The following is a 20068-nucleotide window of genomic DNA, read 5'->3' as shown; positions in this document are numbered from 1 at the left end:
ATGTCCCATCCGCTCCGCGCCTGTCTCCTTGCCGCCGCCCTGGCCCTCGCGTCGCCCGCCATGGCCCAGACCGCACCGGACAGGACGGTGTGGGCGGATCCGTTCGTCGGCGTCGACGGCGGCTCGGTCATCGGCGGCAATACCGTTCCGGGCGCCGGCGTGCCCTTCGGCTTCGTTTCGTTCAGCCCCGATACCGCCAATGGCGACACCAACGGCTATGATTCCAACAGCGCTATACTGGGCTTCAGCTTCACCCATGTCAGCGGTACCGGCGGCACCAGCAAGTACGGCAATTTCCGCGTCACCCCGACGGTTGGGCCAGTCCGCGTCAACCAGATGGTCTTCGCCAAGAGCGATGAAACCGCATCACCCGGCTATTACGGCGTCAAGATCGGCAATGATCCGGCGCAAAAGATCCAGGTCGAGCTGACGGCATCGCGCCGGGTCGGGTTCCAACGCCTGACCTTTCCTGCCGAAGCCCAGGGCAATGTCATCCTCGACGCCACCTCGGTCATCGGCCTGAGGGGCAGCGGCCAGCGCGCCACGGCGGCCCATGTCGATATCATCGACGATCACACGATTTCCGGCTGGGCCAGTTTCGAAGGCGGCTGGAACCCCGCGCCCTACAAGCTCTATTTCTACGCCGTGTTCGACCGGCCGGCTATGACCTTCGGCGCCTGGAAGGCGCAGCAGGGCGAGATGGCGCAACAGCCCGGCATCGGCACGCTGGACGGCGGCAACCAGACCAAGAGCGCCGCCAACCGCCAGGGCCTGATGATCGAGTACGACACCGAGCAGGAGTTTTCCCACAAGCTCGGCGCCTGGATGAGCTTCGATACCGCCACGGCGCCCGTCGTGCAGATGAAGCTGGCCGTATCCTTTATCAGCGCCGACCAGGCCCGGGCCAATCTTGGCGAGGAAATGCCCAGCTGGGATTTCGCCGCCGAACGGGCCAAGGCGCGCGGGTTGTGGAACGATGCTCTGTCGCAGATTGCCGTCGAAGGCGGCACGGACGAGCAGACCCGCGTCTTCTATACGGCGCTTTATCGCAGCCACACCATGCCCCATGACTTGAGCGGCGAGAACGTGTGGTGGAACTCGGCCGAGCCTCATTACGAGGATTTCTATACCCTGTGGGACACCTTCCGCACCCTGCATCCGCTGATGACGGTGATCCAGCCGCAGCGCCAGCGCGACATGATCCGCTCGCTGCTCGACACTTATAAACATACCGGCTGGCTGCCCGATGCCCGCATCGGCGGCGCCAACGGCATGACCCAGGGTGGCTCGAACGGCGACGTTTTGATCGCCGACGCCGTGGTCAAGAACCTGGGCGGGTTCGATACGGAGCTTGCCTTTGCGGCCCTGAAGAAGGACGGCGAGGTCGAGTCCGACCAGCCCTTCCTGCAAGGCCGGGTCCTGAAGGATTACCTGCAACTGGGCTACGTGCCCTTGACGCAGACGCGATCGGCCTCGCGCACCCTGGAATATGCCTATAACGATTTCGCCATTGCCGAGGTGGCGGCAAAGCTGGGCCACAAGGCCGACGCCGCGCGTTACCTGGCGCGCTCGGAAGGCTGGAAGAAGCTGTGGGACGACGACCTTGGCTGTATCCGCCCGCGCTATCCCGACGGCCAGGGCCTGGAAAACTTCACCTGCACCTATGACTATCCCGACAAGTCGACGCCATGGTGGGAAGCGCCCTTCTATGAGGGCAATTCGCTGCAATATTCGACCTATGTGCCGCACGATGTTGCCGGGTTGATGCAGAAACTGGGCGGCGCCAAGCCCTTTACCGCCTGGCTCGACCGCCTGTTTGACGACGGCTATTATGCCCAGGGCAATGAGCCCGACATCCTGGCGCCGTGGCTCTATATCCATGCCGGCCGCCCGGACAAGACCGCCGATCGCGTGCGCCATATCCTGGCGGTCAATTACCACGCCACGCGCACGGGCCTGCCGGGCAATGACGACGCCGGCGCCATGTCGTCCTGGTACGTATGGAGCGCCATCGGCTTCTATCCCAATGCCGGCCAGCCCTTCTACTATATCGGTTCGCCGATCTTCACCCGCTCAACGATCCGTCTCGAGGGCGGCAAGACCTTCACCATCGCCGCCAGGGGCACATCGGACGCCAACCGCTATGTCACGGCCGCCCGCCTCAATGGCAAGCCGATCGATCGCGCCTGGTTGACTCATGCCGAACTGATGGCCGGCGGCGTTCTGGAACTGGATATGGCCAATGCCCCGGGCAGCTGGGCCACGCATTTTATCGCCCCGGGAACCGACACAAAAGGAAGCCGACCATGAGCATGAAAACGTCATTGTGGCTGACGGCAAGCCTGCTGGCGATCGTTCCGGCGGCCCATGCCGAGGACGCCAAACCGCTCTACAGCTATGTCAATCCCATGGTCGGGGTCGGCAACGACAATCAGGGCGACACGGTGCCGGGACCGGCCTTACCGGCGGGTTCGATCCACCCCAGCCCGGAAACCCTGACCGGCAGCAATGCTGGCTACGACCCGGCCGCGCCGATCAGCGGTTTCGCGCAGCTGCATACCCAAGGCTCCGGCGGCGTCACGACCTATGGCACCTTCCTGTTGTCGCCCCAGGTCGGGGCGCCGCAGTTCGACGAGCCCCAACACCTGTCGCCCAAGGCGGATGAGAAGGCGGCGGCGGACATGTATGCCGTCACCCTGACGCGCTACAATACCAAGGTCGAGGTGACGCCGGCCCACTATGCCGCCATCTATCGCCTGAGCTATCCCGACAGCGACCAGGCCGACCTGGTTTTCGACATTACGCGCAAGATCCAGGGCGTGACCGCCAGCGACAATGCCGAGGTCTGGCTCTATCCCGAGGAAGGCAAGATCATCGGCCGCGTCAAGGCCAAGGGTTATTGGAACCCGGCCATGGTCGACATCTGGTTCTGCGCCAAGCTGAGCGTCAAGCCGACGGCCTGGGGCGTGGTCAAGGACGGCGCCGTCATGGCGGGCGAGACCAATGCCAGCACCGGTCCGGACCAGCGGCTGGGCGCCTGGTGGTCGTTCGGCGCCAAGGCGTCGCAGCCGGTCCTGGTCAAGGTCGCGGTATCGTTCACCAGCGCCGAAAAGGCCGAAGCCTTGCTGGATCAGGATATTCCGGCGTGGGATTTCGACGGCGTCCGTCAGGCGGCGCAAGGCGATTGGAACGCTGAACTGAACCGCGTCACCATTTCGGGGGTCGACGACAAGCGCCTGACGCGGTTTTATACAGCGCTTTATCACACGGCCATCCAGCCGCGCGACCGCACCCTGGACCAGCCGGACTCGGAACTGCACGCCCCCAACTGGGACGACTATTACACCCTGTGGGACACCTATCGTACTGAATTCCCGCTGATGTCGCTGATCAAGCCGAAGGAATATGCCGCCAATGTCGGATCGTTTATCCACACCTTCGACAAGTTCGGGGCCGCCGACACGGCCATCATTGCCGGCCGCAACTACCATGTCGGCCAGGGCGGGGACGAGGTCGACAATGTCATCGGAGAAGGCCTGATCCGCGGCGTCGACGGCATCGACTGGGCCGCCGCCTACCGCGTTACCCATTTCAACGCCTTTGAACGCCGGCGGCCGCGCTATCTTATCGACAACTATTTCGCCGTTGGCGACCTAAGCCCCGAGCCCAATAACCAGCGCGCCAAGTCCGGGTCCTCGACCGTCGGCTTCGCGCTCAACGATTTTTACGGCGCCAAGGTGGCGGAAAAGGCCGGCAAGGCGGACGAGGCAGCGGCTCTGCTGAAGCGGTCGCAGAGCTGGAAAAACGTCTGGGACGACAAGGCGCAGAGCGACGGCTATAGCGGTTTCATCATGCCGCGCTATGCCGACGGGACCTTCCAGGACATCGATCCGAAACTGGGTTGGGACGGCAAGACCTATAACAATGTCGGCTTTTACGAAGGCACGGCCTGGGTCTATTCCTATGATATGTTGCAGGATATCGACGGCATGGTCGCGGCCATGGGCGGGCGCGAGCGCTTTATCGACCGCCTGCAGCACGCCCTGTCGAGCGGCCTGATCGACATCACCAATGAGCCGTCGCATGCCACGCCGTGGCTGTTCAGCAATGTCGGGCGGCCGGACCTGACGGCCTATTGGGCCAATGAGATCTTCAAGAAGTTCACCGATACCGCCTATCCGGGCGACGAAGACAATGGCGCCATGAGCTCGCATTTTGTCTTTAACAGCATGGGTTTATTCCCGAAACTGGGGACGGATCTGTTCTATGTCCACGGGCCGCACCAGGCCTATACGGCTTTGCATCTGGAGAACGGCAAGACGTTCGAGATCGTCGCCCGCCATGCCGGGCCGGGCAATATCTATATCCAGAAGGCTACCTTGAACGGGGCGCCCTTGACCGGGGTGTTTATCCGCCAGGGGGATATCGAGGCCGGCGGTAAGCTGGAGGTCGTCATGGGCAGCAAGCCGGGGCGGTGGGGTATGACGGGGAATGAGTAGACCGGGCACCCTTTTAGCGGCGGGTTGTGTTGAAAAGGTTCAGGTTTTCGGGTCACGAATGAGTGGGCAGAAAAGTATCATATTGCCAATGCCGGCGGTCACCGAAAAGGCGGCCGGGGAGATTCGGAGTGGAGGTGGTCCTTTTCAAGCAAAACCGGCGCTCCGAATGGGGCGCCGGTTGATTTCTAATGGTAAAATTATACCTTGACGGGTTGGCCGGTCTTGACGCTGAGGGCGGCGGCCTCGGCCAGGGCCAGGGCTTTGACGGCGTCGTCGTAACCGACGCTGGGGCGGGCCTTGCCGGCCAGGATATCGGCGAAGTGATTGATTTCGCTGCGATAGGCCTCGGCGTAGCGATCGAGGAAGAAGTTCTGGAAGGCGTCGCTCTGGGCGCCGGTTTCACCCCAGTGCGAGACGGTCGATTCCATGACGTTGTCGGCCTTCAGCAGCCCCTTGGAACCATAGGCCTCGACGCGCTGATCATAGCCGTAGCCTGAGCGGCGCGAATTGCTGATGACGCAGATTTTTCCGGACGCCGTTTTCAGCACGGTTTTTGCGGTGTCGATATCGCCGGCTTCGCCGATGGCCGGGTCGACCAGGCAGGACGCGCTGGCATAGACTTCGACCGGCTCTTCGCCCAGCAGGAAGCGCGCCATGTCGAAGTCGTGGATGGCCATGTCCTTGAACAGGCCGCCGGAGACCTTGACATAGGCGATGGGCGGCGGGGCGGGGTCGTGGCTGACGATCAGCAGGCTTTCCAGTGCTCCGATGCGGCCGGCGTCCAATTGTTGCTTCAGGCCGCCGAAATGACGGTCGAAACGGCGGTTAAAGCCCAGCAGCAGGGGCTTGTCACCGCCCAGGGCACCGGCGGCGGCGCGGGCGGTGGCCAGGTCCTGGTCGATCGGCTTTTCGCACATCACGGCCTTGCCGGCGGCCATGGCCTTCAGGGTCTGGGGCAGGTGCTGGTCGGTCGGCGAGGCCACGATGATGCCGTGGATCGACGCATCGGCCAGAACGGCCTCGAGACCGGCGACCTCGGCTCCGGTTTCCTGGGCCAATTGCGCGGCGCCGGCGCTGTCCGGATCGACAATGGCTTTCAGGCTCAGACCGGGGTGAGCGGCGACGTTTTTGGCATGGATGCGGCCGATACGGCCGGCGCCGAGGACGGCGATGTGGAACATGGTGCGTTTCCCGGATGTGGCCAGTGATTACCGGCGATGGCTATGGAATTTTCATTCCAAATATGAAATTATTAGGTTAGTATGATGGTGGTAAGACCAAGCCTGTTTTAAAGCTAGAACAAAAATTCCAAAACCTGTCAACGTGGAATTCGTTCTGGCGGCAAACGAGGCCGGTACAAAAAGACATTAAGGGAGCCCTGCATGGCCGTCGACCTCGAATCGCAGACACTGACCACCACGGTGCCGGCCACCATGGACGAACTGCGCTCGGTCATCGTCGCCAATCATGAGGATCTCAGCCGCCGCATGAAGCAGGTGGCCAGCATCATTCTCGACCACCCGGAAGACCTTGCCTTCGAGACCCTGGCGGTCGTCGCCGAGCGATCCGGCGTGCAGCCGTCGGCGATCGTGCGTTTCGCCAAGGCCCTGGGCTTTTCCGGCGCCTCGCAGATGCAGAAAATCATCCGCGACGAGCTGTTGGCGAGCAATATCACCCTGGCCTATGGCGAGCGCGTCCGTCAGTTCAACGAATCCCTGACCGATTCGTCCGGCCGCGCCGTCGAAGGCATATTGGCGGAATATGTCGCCGCCGACAGCCTGTCGCTGGAGCGCCTGGGGCAGAGCGTCACCGCCGAAGATATCGACATGGCGGTCGAGCGCCTGATCGCCGCGGACACGGTCTATATAGCCGGTTTCCGGCGCGCCTTTCCGATCTCGTCCTACCTTGCCTATTTCCTGCAACGCAGCGGCAAGAAGGCCATTTTCATCGACGGCACAGGCGGTTTTTGGGGCCATCAGATCCGCACGATCGGGCCGAAAGACCTTTTGATCGCCGTTACCTATCAGCCCTATGCCGAAGAGACGGTCAAATGCGCCCATATCGCCGCCGAACAGGGGGCGCCGATTATCGGCATCACCGATTCGAAGGTGTCGCCGCTGGCCAAGCTGGCCGTGCAGTCGCTGCTGGTGCGTGAGGCGGAGGTGCGGTCGTTCCGTTCGCTGACGGCGACCTTGTGTCTGGTGCAAAGCCTGGTCATCGCCTATGCCTTCGCCGCCCAGACGGAGGGTTAGGGGCGCGTTTCGCGGCGTGTTTGGAGGCGTTGCAGGCCGGTTGGAGGCGGTTAAGGCTGCTTTTTCCGGCGTTGGAATCGCGGGTTTCGCGGTGGATTTCGAGGCTCGGGCGGCGAGGGCAGATTCTTACGGCCGCTTCTTGCCTTTGGTTCATCCATTTCCACCCATTTAGCGGCTATCGTAGAGGACCTGTTGGCGGCTGTTGGGTGATTGTTGCCGCCGGTTCACCCATTTCCACCCATTTAGCGGCTATCCCCGGCCGGCGAGTTGGCTGCTATTTGGGTGCTTAAAGGGCCGCTTAAGGATGCGACATGAAGACTCGATTTGCCGGCCGCGAAGATATAGCGCAACTGCTGAGCCTGTATCGCCATCTTAACCCCGACGATCAGGCAATGACGGTTGAGGACGCGGCGCGAAATCTGGAGCTGCTGGAGCGCTATCCCGGCAGCCATATTGTCGTCGGCTGCCTGGACGAGGCTATCGTTGCGACCTGTACGCTGGTCGTGATCCCCAACCTGACGCGCGGCGGGACACCTTACGCCTTGGTCGAAAATGTCGTGACCGACCCTAAGTATCGCAACAGGGGATATGGCAAGGCCGTCCTCAAACACGCGACAGAGGCGGCATGGCGCGCCGGCTGCTACAAGGTCATGCTGCTCACGGGTTCCAAGCAAGCGGCTGTGCTGAAGTTTTATCAGGGCGCCGGTTTTGAACAGAGCAAGATGGGATTCCAGATGCGAAGACTGCCGCCAAGGGTCGAGTAGGGCCGATAGTTCGGGGTTCGTGCGGGACCGTATCTCCCACTCTTTAGTCGGCCGTCCCAAGCCTGTGAATTGGCGCTATCGGGTAACCTATCGGTCAGGTTTACCGCAAGAGGTTGGTGCGGAGTTCATAAGTCGCCCCAGCCGCGAGGTTGCAATTCCACTTTTTACTTGCAAAGGTAATGTCCTCATGGTCGAGTAGGAAATAAACTATGCCGATTGAATATTGATTGGCTTAATGCGGGGCGAGAAATGTATCATTATGAAGTTTTAGGTGATGAAAGATTTCAAGAGTTCTGCGAGGCGCTCATCGCAGCAAGCTTTCCGAACGTACAATGTTTACCGGTCGGTCAACCTGACGGGGGACGCGATGCCTATTGGATTCGTCACTTCCTACAGGACAATAGATCTAAACTTGCCACGCGGGATTTAGTCGTTTTTCAAGTAAAATTCGTCAAAAGCCCATCTGACACACGCTCCGAGCGCGATATGATTGAAGATATCGTAAAAAAAGAGCGGCCAAAAATTGAAAAACTAAAAGCCGCAGGCTTGAATAAGTATTACTTGATAACGAATTTAAAGGGCACGTCCCATTTAGACGTTGGAAGCATTGACCGTGTAAATCACCAATTGTCAGAGCTCTTGGGTATAGAAGCTTACTGCTGGTGGCGCGATGATTTAGATCGTCGCTTGGACGGTAATTCAAGCATAAAGTGGAGTTATCCAGAAATTCTTAAAGCTACAGACTTGCTTGGTGCATTAGTAATAGGTAATCTTGGAGAGGAAGAGGAGCGCCGTCGAGGTGCAATCCGAGCTTATCTGACTGCTCAATACGAGGATGATGAAGAGCTAAAATTTAAGCAGACTGAGTTAAGAAGTAATATGACTGAGTTGTTTGTGGATCTTCCCATGCAGCCATCAATTGATATTATTGAACCTGAGTCTCCACGATTGGCACACTTAGTCAGACATGGTGTTGCGATGAGAGTGTACAATTCTCAGTTGTCGTATGCCGATTTCGACCATGTTGACAGGAAGTCCGCTGAATATTTCATAAAATCTGATGTTCGTAGTAAGCTTAGCAGGTCTGTTTTAGAGGGAGCTCCCGGGCAAGGGAAATCTACCGTAACTCAGTACATATGTCAAGTAATGCGTATGCAATTACTTGACAAGGTGCAAGAATTGAGCGAATTGCCCAGGCAGTATAGTAATGCCCAAGTAAGGCTGCCATTTCGCGTAGATTTACGCGATCTCGCGAAATGGATTGCTGGAATCGACCCATTCCAATCCAAGGTGGTAGAACTTGACGACCGGGAACCTCGGTCCCTAGAAGGCTTTCTTGCTGGTCAAGTGCGCCATTTTTCGGGCGGGCATGGCTTTAATGTATCTGACTTAACGGCCGTCGCCCGGGCTAGCCACTTATTTCTTGCCCTTGATGGTTTTGATGAGGTTGCAGATATTGAACTTCGGCAACAACTTGTCTCAGAGATTACGAAAGGAACAACTCGTCTAATGAACGCTGGCGGATTTTCCGTTCAAACTATAGTGACGAGTCGGCCCGCAGCATTTGCGAAATCTGTAAGATTTCCTCGCGATCAGTGGGCATACTTCGAGTTATTACCATTGGAGAGGAAGCAGGTAGACGATTACACTACGAAATGGATGAAAGCGAAGGGGGTAAAGGAAGCCGAGCAGCACCAATTGAGGCGAATTCTTGATACCAAACTTCAGGAAGCTCATACTCAATTTTTAGCCAAAAATCCAATGCAGCTAACTATACTTCTCTCGCTAATACATAATCGGGGGGCTTCTTTGCCAGAAAAACGTACCGCAATGTATGATGCCTATATGGATATGTTTTTCAGTAGAGAATCGGAAAAGAGTGAGGTCGTGCGTGATAACCGGGAGCTCCTGATCGACATCCATCGCTACTTAGCCTGGAAATTGCAAACTGCTGCCGAAGCTGGTGAAAATGGAAGCATAGAAAAAAATGCATTGCGTGCCACCTTACTGCTTTATCTTGATGCCCAAGGCGAAAACACAAGAATTGTTACTGAACTTTTTAACGGCATAATTGAACGTGTTGGAGCGTTGGTCTCGCGCGTGCAGGAAACGTATGAATTTGAGGTCCAGCCGCTACGTGAATATTTTGCCGCACGGCACCTCTATGAAACGGCTCCCTACTCACCGCCGGGGGACGAAAAATCGGGCACCAAATTGGACCGTTTCGATGCCCTCTTGCGGAATCCTTATTGGTTAAACGTGGCGAGATTTTATGGTGGCTGTTTTAGCAAGGGAGAAATCTCTGCCCTAGTTGATGAACTCATTTCACTATCGGAAACAGAACCTTATAAACTTACCAGCCACCCACGATCCGTTGCGTTGATGTTGCTGAGCGACTGGGTCTTTACTCAGTATCAACCAGCGGTTAAAAAAATTGTGGCCTTTATCGGCGATTATCCTCAACTTCGTCAACTATTAGCGAACGCGGAGCAGGTTGGCGCTACGGGCTGGTCGTCATTACCAGACAGAAGTGGTCGACAAGAGTTTTTGGAAATTCTCTGGCAGCAAGTTGTTAAGACTGGCTTTATGGACGAGCGGCGCGCCTTAGCCAGAGCAATAGCTCAGAATTCATCTCTGGAAGAGCGAACTGAGCAATGGAAAAATACAGAGGCACTTTTAAATCATCGAGATTGGGTCACCCTTGGCGGTATGCTTCAGGTGTTTTCGTCAGAGAAATTTTTGACGCGAATTTCAATGCCGGTAATTTTGTCGGTAGATTTTATTTCGAAATTGCTGGAGGCGGGACAGTTCTCATTCTTAGAAAGTAGTCAACACTTCGCCTTAGCAAAGCATATATTACTCAACAATTTGACCTTACCGGGCGTGGTGCAACGTAGTAAAAGAAATGGAGGCGATTTAGCGAAGATTGCTTCCATAAGTAGCTATTACCAATATGGACTAGCGCTCAATGACGAATCGGCAGTGTCTATCAAGCATTTGGTGGACCGGAGATTCGGTGAGGCAAAATCTGACAAAGGCATTGAAAGTGAAAAATTACTTTCGGCAGCTAAAGAGCGGAATGCCGACAACAGGGCCTTTGAAGCGCACTGTAAGTTCTTAGACACATCAAGCGCAATTACATCAACTTCAGTAATCCCTTGGGTTGAGCTGGTCGAAGTCTTGAGGGTGGCATGGGGTGATTGTCCTGCGATCGACCGCATCGCATTTCTTGGCGCGGGTGTGCGCTCTAGGGATCCGGGAGTGCCTAGTGAACGTCTTGGAGATGCTTCTGATTTGGTAAGTGCCGCGCGCTTTGTGCGTTGGAAGTCCGGCGCGCCACGTTGGTGGGAAGAACGCCTACAAAATGAGACGGATGGATTAGAGCGTAGACGGCTGCTTCTTCTACTTTGGCGTTGGGGAACATTAAGAACTATAATAAAAATTTCCAGCACACTAAAACCAGTTTTGGATTCACTTGACCCGGCAGAATGGGGTAACCTTTGTGCGGACTATGGATGTCTTCAGTACGGAGCGCGACAAGGAATTGTGTCTAACGAAATCAATCGTAGCGACCTGATGTTGGCTAAAAATCTTGGATCAAGGCTTTGCATGTTTCTCGGGATGAGGTTGACATGGGAACATCGATATGAACTTGCAGTTGCCCTATCAAGTCCTGAGATGCAAGCTGGCCAACCAGAACTTCAATTTGCTATGGATAACACAATTACTGCTCTTAGGCAAAAAGTAAAGATAAAATTAGCACTCCATAATATTAAATATCTTTATTTGAAAGGTGCATCAGGGCGCTATTTTGCACAACGTGAAGACCTGTCGTTGTCCAAATCTATAGCGACCAATATATCTAACGACAGCAGTAATTTTCCGCTTCCATTAATCGCCTTTGCTGATGGTCAGTTAAGGTCGGTTGCGGGGGCGTCAGCAGCAAAATTACTTGATATTGCGAACAGAGATGCTTGGTTTTAGGGGTTATAATAGCGTAATCTAATTTTAGCTCCCGTAATTGGCCGTCCATATTCTAAAATTGACGTTATATTACTTAACGTATGGGCCGTGTTTGCCTATCGTGGAGCGTTTGGGCGGGGTTGAGTTGAACCTATGGCGAATCGGCAGCTATTAAGCGCAGCAATGGGGGAGGATGTTCTACTGGCACGCGGCGTCGGCGGAACGGTTGGATGCCACGGTCCATGGAAATTCGACTATGCCGAGGACACCCACAGCGCTTTATGCGGTGCGCAGCTGCGATCGTGATGCGGCATATCATTCCCTCACAACCTCAGGATTGACGATCCCGCAAATCCGGGATTAGCTGCCATGATGCCTCCGGGAGACCGGCGACACAACGGGAGGGGACACATTATGAAAGCCATGGTTTTGATTGCTGTCGCGGCCTTGGGGCTTGCGTCGTCGCCGGCCGGGGCGCAGGGGACGCCGGCGGAGATCGCGGGGCAATGGGCCGGACATCCGCCGGAAAATCCTGACGCCTATTTCGCGCTGAAGCAGCAGCTTGGCGACGGCGGCGTGTGGGATGTCCAGTCGGAATTGGCGAAACTGGCTTATCAGGAGGCCGGTATTCCCTTTGGCGCCACTTTCAGCTCATGTCGTTTTCCCGACTGGTACTATGTCGAAAATGCCGGCTTCGAACTGGCGCGGGCGTCGGCCGATGCGCAGGCGTGGCAGGACAATTCGACCCGCGTCGCGGCGGTGGGGGCGCGGCGCGAGGCTATCCACGACCGCGTCAGGGCTGGCGAGACGGTCGATCCGGTCTATGCCGGGGCGGCGGGCGCCTATCTGCGCGCCAAGACCGAGACCGACGCGCGCAAGGCCGAGCTGGCCCGGCGGGTTGGCGAGGATCAGTTCCAACGCGCCAATTCCGATGTGGTGCAAGCGCGCAGACTGTGGGCGACGGATGTGCCGCCGGCGCTCGACAGCTATTACCGTGAGGCGCAGAACGGCGAGACGTGCCGGACCGATCGTGCCAATACCGCATGGCTGAAGGCGGACGTGGCGGCGCACGGCTGGCCGAAAATCTCGCTTTACGGGCCGCAGGCGGACAGTGACGCGTGGGTACTGGTGCAACATGCCGACCATGATGCCGACTTCCAGGCGTCGGTGCTGGGGCTGATCGAGGGGCTGCTGCCGGCCAGGGACACCTTGCCGCAGAACTATGCCTATCTCTACGATCGTGTCGCCATCGCCGGGAAGCGGCCGCAGCGGTATGGCACGCAAGGGCGGTGTACCGGACCGGGCACGTGGGCGCCCTATGGTTCGGAAGATCCGGAGGGGCTCGATAAACGGCGCGCCGAGGTCGGGTTGAACAGCGAGGCCGACTATATCAAGGTGTTCACCTTCTGCACGGCGGAATTGGCGGCGATGTCGGGGGGTTGAGGGGTGTTCATGGTTCAGAAGCACACGAGCCGGTCGTCGCCTCATCCCTGGATCGACACGGTCTGGCAGACCTTATGTTTGAGCGACGGGATCTATAAGGCCACGCCGGACGGATCGTGGGACTTGATCCTCAGCGTGGCGCCGGACGGGACGTCCTTCGTGTTTCTCAGCGGCCAGGCCACCGAGCCGGTCGATGTGCCCTATCGTGACGGCGAGCACTCGGTCGTCATTTCCTTTGCCGCCCATGTCTACCTGGCGGGGGACCGGGAGGTGCGGACGGGCGCGGCCATTCGTCCGTTGGAAGTGAGAGGCGAGGGGTTTGTGCTGGATGGGGTGGAGCTGCCCCTGCCGACCTTTCAGAACGCCGAAAGTCTTGTCGACGGGATGATCGAAGCCGGGCTGCTGGTGTCCGACGATATCGTGGCGAAGGCTTTTACCGCGAGGCCCAGGGCGGCGTCCCGGCGTTCGGTGCAGCAGCATTTCAAAGCCACGACGGGGATTACGCAGAAGGACTTTCAAGTGATCCGGCGGGCTCAGGAAGCCGTGCGGCGTTTGAAGGACGGTCAAAATGCTGCGGCCGTGGCGGTCGATCTGGGCTATACGGACCAGCCGCATATGATCAAGTCGATCAAGAAGATCATGGGGGCCTTGCCGTCGAATCTCGAGGCGGTGCACAAGATTTGACGCCGGGGGAGGGGCGGCCTTAAGAAAAGAACCCCTCACCCGGCAGGCTGAAGCCTGCCACGGCACCGGCCGCCCGGCCTCTCCCCTTGAAAGGGGAGAAGGGGCATGTTTGGCTGATACTATCCCGCGATCAGGGTTGCGAAGGCCTTGATGTCGTCGACATAGAAGGTGGGGTCTTCCCAGGCTGCGAAATGGCCGGCCGTCGCCATGTCGTGGAACTGCACGACATTGCCCGAGGTCTGGCGATCCGCCCAGGCGCGGGGCAGGCGGACGCCGCCTGGGATCGGGGCTTCCGTCGCCACCGCGACCGGGACCTTGGTGTTTTGGCCCTTGATGGTCGGCGGTTGCAGGGCGTTTTGCTGGTAGGTGCGGAAGGACGAGGCCGCCGTTTCCGTCAACCAGTAGATCATGATGTTGGTCAGGAGCGCGTCACGGCCAAAGCGGGCGTCCGCCTCGTCGCCCAAGCCCATGCCGGCCATGAAGCTCATGATCCAGGCCGCCAGTCCGACCGGCGAGTCGTTCATGGCGAAGGCGAGGCTTTGCGGCTTGGTCGCCTGGACGAGATTGAACGCGCCGTGAGCGAAGAACCATTGCTGAATGGCGCCGGCATAGGCTTGTTCGGGTCCGCTCAGGACGGTGAAATCCGTGGTGTGGTCCGGGTAGCCGACGTCCGTTACATGGTATCCCAGCAGCTGGTCCGGATGGCGTTGCGACAGGGACATGGCGATGATCGAGCCGCCGTCGCCGCCCGCCGCGATGAAGCGGTCGTAGCCCAGGACGTCGGTCATGAGATGGGCGAAGATATCGGCCACCTTGTCGAGAGGGAGGGCGGTCTTGCCGGAGAAGCCGGAGCCTGGAATGGACGGCACGACAACGTGAAAGTCCTGCGCCAAGGCGTCGATGACCTTATGATAGCGGAAGAAGCTGTCCGGCCAGCCGTGCAGCAGGAGAAGGGCCGGCGCGTCCTTCTTTTGGGAGGGGTGGTGGACGAAATGCAGGTCGATCCCGTCGATGGCGACTTTGTAGTTCGGAAGGGCGTTCAGGCCGGCTTCGGCTTTGCGCCAATCATAGTCATTGAGCCAATAGTCGGTCAGGCGCTGCATATAGTTCAGGTTCGTCCCGCTCAGCCAGCCCGCGCCGGCGGGTTCATCCGGCCAGCGCGTATGGCGCAGGCGCAGCTTGAGATCGGCGAGCTGGTCGTCGGAAAAGGCGATGGTAAAAGGGGTGGGCGTGGTGGTGGTCATGGTCATGGTGGTCTCCTGGGCAATGGCGCGATGGGAAGGGGCGCGATAGGTTCAACAGGGCCAGAGTACCGGGGCAGGGGCGTCGGAGATTGTAATTTTGCGCAAAGTTGGGCGGGCAGGGTCGCAAGGGCTCGCGGCACAAAAAAAGCCCGGCATCCTGAGATGCCGGGCTCTGAGTTTGGCCGAGGACCGCGGAGGCAAACGCGACCTTCTGCCAGCACTTCGGGCGCGTCTACCAGTTGAACATGGTGCCGTCTTCGAGACGGTTGACCGGCAGGTAGGCGCGTTTGTAGGGGTATCGGGCCGCCAGGGCTTCGTCGATATCGACGCCCAGGCCCGGCACGTCGCGGGGATGCAGGCGGCCGTCGGAGAAGGCGTAGCTGTGCGGGAAGACAGCGTCGGTTTCCGGCGTGTGACGCATATATTCCTGCAGGCCGAAATTGGGGATCGACATGTCCAGGTGCAAGGCCGCCGCCATGGTGACCGGCGACAGGTCGGTGGCGCCGTGGCTGCCGGTGCGCACATTATAGATGTCGGCGAAGGCGGCGATCTTGCGCATGTGGGTGATGCCGCCGGCGTGCAGGACCGTGGCGCGGATATAGTCGATCAGCTGGTTCTGGATCAGGTCCTTGCAGTTCCACAAGGTGCTGAAGATTTCTCCGACGGCGAGCGGCGTGGTGGTGTGCTGGCGGATCAGGCGGAAATTGTCCTGATTTTCGGCGACGACGGCGTCTTCGAGCCAGAACAGGCGATAGGGTTCGAGATCCTTGCCGAGGCGCCCGGCCTCGATCGGCGTCAGGCGGTGGTGGACGTCGTGCAGCAGGTGGACGTCCCAGCCCAGGGCTTCGCGCGCGGCGGCAAACAGCTTGGGGACATGGTTGAGATATTTTGACGTCGACCAGACGTTTTCCGTCGGCATTTCGTTGTCGGCGGGTTCGTAGAACATCTTGTCGCCGGAGACGCCGTAGGTCGAGGGCAGGCCCGGCACGCCGCACTGCAGGCGGATGGCCTTGTAACCCATGGCCTGATATTTCAGGGCTTCGGCGATGGTGTCGTCGATGCTTTCGCCATTGGCGTGGCCGTAGACCGTGACGCCGCTGCGGCAGGCGCCGCCCAGCAGTTGATAGACGGGCAGGCCGGCGACCTTGCCCTTGATGTCCCACAGGGCCATGTCGATGGCGGCGATCGCGCTCATGCCGACCGGGCCGCCACGCCAATAGGCACCGCGATAGAAAAACTGCCAGGTGTCCTCGATCTGGTGGGCGTCGCGTCCGATCAGGCACGGGATCAGGTGGTCTTCGAGATAGCTGACGACGGCCATTTCGCGGCCGTTGAGCGTCGCGTCGCCGATGCCGTAGATCCCGTCAGCCGTCTCGATCTTGAGGGTGACGAAGTTGCGGCCGGGACAGGTAACGATGACCTTTGCGTTGGTAATTCTGGACATGAGACTCAAGACAATTTTTGGAGAAGAAAAAGGGGTTGACCGCCCGGAGAAAAAGAGAGCGGTCAACCGAGGGAAAGCCGGAATAGGTACAGCTGACGGCAAGTGCCGGGCATGTAAGTCGTCGGCCTCCGAGTAGAGCGGAGCCTCCGGGAGGAGAGGCTTCGCAGGGGACTGGTAGTTTTAGAAGCTAGTTTTAGCAGTGAACGTGATAGTCCGGCCGTCATAGTCGACCCAGCGGATCATGCGGGGATCGGTTTCGTATTCCTTACGATAGGAGTTCGTCAGGTTGTAGGCGTCGATCGACAGGGTGATCCGGTCGTTGACATTGTAAGAAGCCGACACATCGAGCTGGCCACGCGCCGCGGCGATACGGGCAGCACCGGTATAGGTGCCGGCCGCGGTCAGCGGATAGGCGGAACGGAAGTTATAGATGGCGCGAACACCGAACTTGGGCGTTTCGTAGTAGACGATCGTGTTGAACGTATGCTTCGAAATGCCCGGGAACGGAGCCGCCTGGGCGCCCGAGCCGGTTTGTTTGGCCTGGGTGAAGGCGTAGTTGAAGTTGCCGCCGAAGTTTTTCCAGAAGCCCGGCAGGAAGTCGAAGTTCTGCTGGATGTTGAACTCGATACCGCTGACATAGGTCGGCTTGTCGACATTGAACTGACCCGAGACATTGACGCGATAGATATCGGTCACGCCGGCGGTCGTCGTCGTCTTCGAGGTCGCCGTACAACGGGTGCCGTCCCAGTCCAGAGCGCCGAAGCCGAAATCGCCGCCATCGGCCGGACACAGGACCGCCGGATCGGTGATACCTTCGACACGGTTGTGCAGGGTCTTCTTGAAGTAGGCCAGCGAGATCAGGCCGTTCGGACGGTTGTACCATTCCCACGACAGGTCATAGGAGTCCGCCGTATAGGGTTGCAGACGGCCGTTGCCGAGCGAGATATTGGTGTTGTGAATCTGGTTCGTCGGCGTCGAAGTGGCGTCGAGCGAAGTCGTGATGACTTCGACCGGGTTGCTGTTTTGTGGCAGCGGGCGGACATAGGTTTTGTAGAAGGCCGCACGCAAGACCATGTTGTCGCGCAGATCCAGGACGGCGATCGCCGACGGCAGGATGTGGCTGTACTTCTTCTTGTAGGTCTGCCAGGCGAAGTCGGAAGCGGCGCCGACGCTGCCGTTGCTGAGCTTGCCGTTCAGGCCCAGGGTGTCGACCTGATAGTCCGTGGTTTCGGAGCGGACGCCGATATTACCGCGCAGGCGATGGCCGAAGACTTCGGTATCGTACTTGGCCTGGATATAGGCTTCAGCCATGTTGTTATAGACGTCGTAATTGCCCGTGGCATAGGCGCCGTCACCGTAATAGGTGTTGAGGCCGACACCGGTCAGACCGCCGCCGTTATAGGCCGTGACCGGCGTAACGGCTTTCAGGAAGGCGATCGGATCGATCAGCTGCCAGTTCTGGGTGATGGCCGCCTTGCCTTCCATGAAGTCGCCATTGGCCGGCGGATTGATCAGCATGGCCTGGGTGATGTTCTGGGTTTGCGCCCCATAGGCCATGTTGCGGAAGCCGCGACGGTTATAGTGGTTGTTTTCGAGGCGGACGCCGCCCTGGATGCTGGTGATCGGTCCGAATTCGACACTGCGTTCCAGGTCCATCTGGGCGGCTTCGACGGTGTTTTCGGCGAAGCTTTCGCTGCCCGAAATGTTGAGGATATGTTTGCCGTCGGAGGTGTAGAGGTTTTCCGGATCCGTGTTCTTCCAGTTCCACACACCTGCCTGATAGGTGCCGCCCGTGGCGTCGTAGAAGGGCATGGCGTAGATGGCCTGTTGCGGCGTCGGCGACGAGGCCTGCGAGAAGCTGCCCAGGCTGCCGAAGCCGGTATTGATGGTCGAGGTCAGGCCATTGCCGCCGGCGAGCGGTACCGTTCTCAGGTCGAATTCGGATTCGACCGAGGAGGTCGCGGCCGTCGAATAGGACAGGATGCCGGTCAGGTGCCACTTGTCGTTATGCCAGTCGAGATTGGAGATAACGCCCTTGGACGCCTGGTGTTGCGAATAGAGGCGGGCCGACGACTTGCCGTCGTAATTATCGTATTTCACCGTCTGGTACAGGGCGCGGCCGTCAGCCATGACTTCGGGCGTGCCGGTCGGCGTAATCGTCGACACGGTGCCGCCGGTGCCGACGAAGGCGCCGTTCAGCAGGAAGTACTGGATCGTATTGGGCATGTCGCGGTCGGTATAGTAGGCGACGAGGCCGACCTTGGTATTGTCGTTGGGCTTCCATTCCAGGCCGCCCGAAGCGGTCCACAAGCGGCCGACATTCATGCGGGAATATTGGCGCAGGAAGTCGAGATAATAGACGCCATCCTTGCCCTTGCTACCGGTCGAAGACGTGTCGTAAGCCGTATAGGTTGGGTCGGTCGAGGCGATGTTGAGCGCGGCGCCCAGAGTCTGACAGAAGGGATTGGCAACCTTGTCGCAGGTGGTGCCGGCGGTATAGTAATCGCCATAGGCGGCCGCAAAGTCTGATTTACTCAGGCCCGAATTGGCCAGGGTCATGCGGCTATAGCTGTTATAGCGCAGGGTATCGCGGCGGAAGTTTTCCTTCTTGTAGGCGATCGTGCCGAAGACCGCGAAGTCGGGCGAGAAATGCTTGTTGTAGCCGAGCGTAAAGGCCGGCGCGTTCAGCTTGCCCAGGGTGTTGTATTCGTTGGACAGCTTGGCGAAGCCGCCGTCCTTGCGCGACAGGGCCGGAGCGATCTGCATGTCGATATTGCCCGACAGGCCGCCCGACTGGGCATTGGCCATCGGCGACTTTTCGATCACGAAGGACGTAAAGATATCCGAGTTGAAAGCGCCCAGGGGCGTGCCGTCGGCGCCGCCCGTGGTGTTGACGACGGGGGGTTCGGCAAAGGCCTGGCCGTTCAAGGTCGTGCGGGCATAGAAGCCCGGCATGCCGCGCAGGCCGATGGTGGCATTACGGCCTTCGGCTTCGCGGTTGATCTGGACGCCCGGAATGCGTTGCAGGGCTTCACCGACGTTCAGGTCGGGGAAGCGGCCGAGACCGTCCGACGAGATGCCGTCGGTGATTTCGATATTGTTCTTCTTCTGCCGGACCGCGTCGGCATAGCTCTTTTTAAAGCCGGTAACGACGACGACGGTGCTGTCGTCAGCGGCGGCGGGCGCCGCGGCCGGTGCCGCATCCTGGGCATGGGCGGCGCTGAATCCGCAGCCGACAAGCATGGTGGCGCCGAGCAGGCTAAGCCGGAGGGCTCTCTTTTTCATCTTAGTCTCAACCATGAGGTTTTCTCCTGTTACTGTTCCAAATTATCCCGCGCTCGAAGGCCGTCTTCACAGGTAGATCGGCGGCGTTCGGCGTGGCTTTTCCTGTTTTGTATGACCACTCCAACCATTTTTTTTCAATTGGCCGACCAATTGTGGCCTTGGGATACCACCGGTCCGAAGAGCGGCGCGCCGTATGATAAAAAGGAGAGGATGGGCTTAGTCGAACTCAACTGGGGGGACTTTAAAATTTCAGCTTAAGGCTGAAAGTTTTAAACATCCGTTAGAGACGCGGCTCAAGCAAAGGTGGTGAACGTCATTGGCGTGGCCCCGTTTATTAAGGTATTCGGCGGCTGAAAAGCGTGGAATACCCGTTTTTTTTTGTCCGGTAGGCCGTGAAGAAAGCGGATCAGGATGTAATCCAGGGACCCGCAGTTATCGCGAGGCTTACCGACAACTAAAGGGTATGTTCGATATTATGGAATGTCAATTC

General features: G+C 58.6%; 11 protein-coding genes. 7 read left to right on the top strand and 4 right to left on the bottom strand.

Annotated elements, in window-relative coordinates:
• Together AC1DX3_RS06255 and AC1DX3_RS06250 are read left to right on the top strand one after the other, a co-directional pair.
• Complete coding sequence (locus tag AC1DX3_RS06255) at positions 1-2310, top strand: GH92 family glycosyl hydrolase (protein ID WP_476988388.1); 2310 nt, start codon at positions 1-3, stop codon at positions 2308-2310.
• Positions 2307-4499: a GH92 family glycosyl hydrolase gene (locus AC1DX3_RS06250; RefSeq protein ID WP_476988387.1), complete on the top strand. Its 2193-nt coding sequence runs from the start codon at positions 2307-2309 to the stop codon at positions 4497-4499. The genes AC1DX3_RS06255 and AC1DX3_RS06250 overlap by 4 nt, the downstream gene beginning before the upstream one ends.
• Positions 4500-4696: 197 nt before the next feature.
• On the opposite strand, the gene iolG is transcribed toward AC1DX3_RS06250, so the two are convergent.
• Complete coding sequence (iolG, locus tag AC1DX3_RS06245) at positions 4697-5680, bottom strand: inositol 2-dehydrogenase (RefSeq protein WP_476988386.1); 984 nt, start codon at positions 5678-5680, stop codon at positions 4697-4699.
• A 201-nt stretch (positions 5681-5881) separates the two neighbouring features.
• Between iolG and AC1DX3_RS06240 the strand changes: the two genes are divergently transcribed.
• The 5 genes from AC1DX3_RS06240 (at position 5882) to AC1DX3_RS06220 (ending at position 13605) form a co-directional block, all read left to right on the top strand.
• Positions 5882-6751, top strand: a complete 870-nt coding sequence (locus tag AC1DX3_RS06240) for a MurR/RpiR family transcriptional regulator (RefSeq protein WP_476988385.1) — start codon at positions 5882-5884, stop codon at positions 6749-6751.
• Between the two features lie 311 nt (positions 6752-7062).
• Complete coding sequence (locus AC1DX3_RS06235; protein ID WP_476988384.1) at positions 7063-7515, top strand: N-acetyltransferase family protein; 453 nt, start codon at positions 7063-7065, stop codon at positions 7513-7515.
• Positions 7516-7764: 249 nt separating this feature from the next.
• Positions 7765-11499, top strand: coding sequence for an NACHT domain-containing protein (locus AC1DX3_RS06230; RefSeq protein ID WP_476988383.1), 3735 nt, complete (start codon positions 7765-7767; stop codon positions 11497-11499).
• Between the two features lie 393 nt (positions 11500-11892).
• Positions 11893-12921: a DUF6624 domain-containing protein gene (locus AC1DX3_RS06225; RefSeq protein WP_476988382.1), complete on the top strand. Its 1029-nt coding sequence runs from the start codon at positions 11893-11895 to the stop codon at positions 12919-12921.
• A gap of 9 nt (positions 12922-12930) precedes the next feature.
• Complete coding sequence (locus AC1DX3_RS06220) at positions 12931-13605, top strand: helix-turn-helix domain-containing protein (RefSeq protein WP_476988381.1); 675 nt, start codon at positions 12931-12933, stop codon at positions 13603-13605.
• A 119-nt stretch (positions 13606-13724) separates the two neighbouring features.
• Here the strand turns inward: AC1DX3_RS06220 and AC1DX3_RS06215 are convergent, their stop codons facing one another.
• The 3 genes from AC1DX3_RS06215 to AC1DX3_RS06205 form a co-directional block, all read right to left on the bottom strand.
• The gene (locus tag AC1DX3_RS06215; RefSeq protein WP_476988380.1) at positions 13725-14855 is read right to left on the bottom strand and encodes an epoxide hydrolase family protein; all 1131 of its coding nucleotides are present in this window, start codon (positions 14853-14855) and stop codon (positions 13725-13727) included.
• A gap of 226 nt (positions 14856-15081) precedes the next feature.
• Positions 15082-16293 carry a D-mannonate dehydratase ManD gene (gene manD / locus AC1DX3_RS06210; protein WP_476988379.1) on the bottom strand — a complete coding sequence of 404 codons (1212 nt, stop codon included), beginning with the start codon at positions 16291-16293 and terminating at the stop codon, positions 15082-15084.
• 180 nt (positions 16294-16473) lie between these two features.
• Entirely contained in the window at positions 16474-19578 is a 3105-nt protein-coding gene (locus AC1DX3_RS06205) for a TonB-dependent receptor (protein WP_476988378.1), read from the bottom strand.
• Between the last annotated feature and the right edge of the window lie 490 nt (positions 19579-20068).

The organism is Asticcacaulis sp. P2_B1 (assembly GCF_056404915.1).
Note: the sequence above shows the minus strand (reverse complement) of the source record. Positions and strands in the feature narration are given on the sequence as shown.

Coding starts and splice junctions, on each gene's coding strand:
- iolG (WP_476988386.1), bottom strand. CDS start 5,680: ATGTTCCACATCGCCGTCCTCGGCGCCGGCCGTATCGGCCGCATCCAT.
- AC1DX3_RS06230 (WP_476988383.1), top strand. CDS start 7,765: ATGTATCATTATGAAGTTTTAGGTGATGAAAGATTTCAAGAGTTCTGC.
- AC1DX3_RS06220 (WP_476988381.1), top strand. CDS start 12,931: ATGGTTCAGAAGCACACGAGCCGGTCGTCGCCTCATCCCTGGATCGAC.
- AC1DX3_RS06240 (WP_476988385.1), top strand. CDS start 5,882: ATGGCCGTCGACCTCGAATCGCAGACACTGACCACCACGGTGCCGGCC.
- manD (WP_476988379.1), bottom strand. CDS start 16,293: ATGTCCAGAATTACCAACGCAAAGGTCATCGTTACCTGTCCCGGCCGC.
- AC1DX3_RS06255 (WP_476988388.1), top strand. CDS start 1: ATGTCCCATCCGCTCCGCGCCTGTCTCCTTGCCGCCGCCCTGGCCCTC.
- AC1DX3_RS06225 (WP_476988382.1), top strand. CDS start 11,893: ATGAAAGCCATGGTTTTGATTGCTGTCGCGGCCTTGGGGCTTGCGTCG.
- AC1DX3_RS06215 (WP_476988380.1), bottom strand. CDS start 14,855: ATGACCATGACCACCACCACGCCCACCCCTTTTACCATCGCCTTTTCC.
- AC1DX3_RS06235 (WP_476988384.1), top strand. CDS start 7,063: ATGAAGACTCGATTTGCCGGCCGCGAAGATATAGCGCAACTGCTGAGC.
- AC1DX3_RS06205 (WP_476988378.1), bottom strand. CDS start 19,578: ATGAAAAAGAGAGCCCTCCGGCTTAGCCTGCTCGGCGCCACCATGCTT.
- AC1DX3_RS06250 (WP_476988387.1), top strand. CDS start 2,307: ATGAGCATGAAAACGTCATTGTGGCTGACGGCAAGCCTGCTGGCGATC.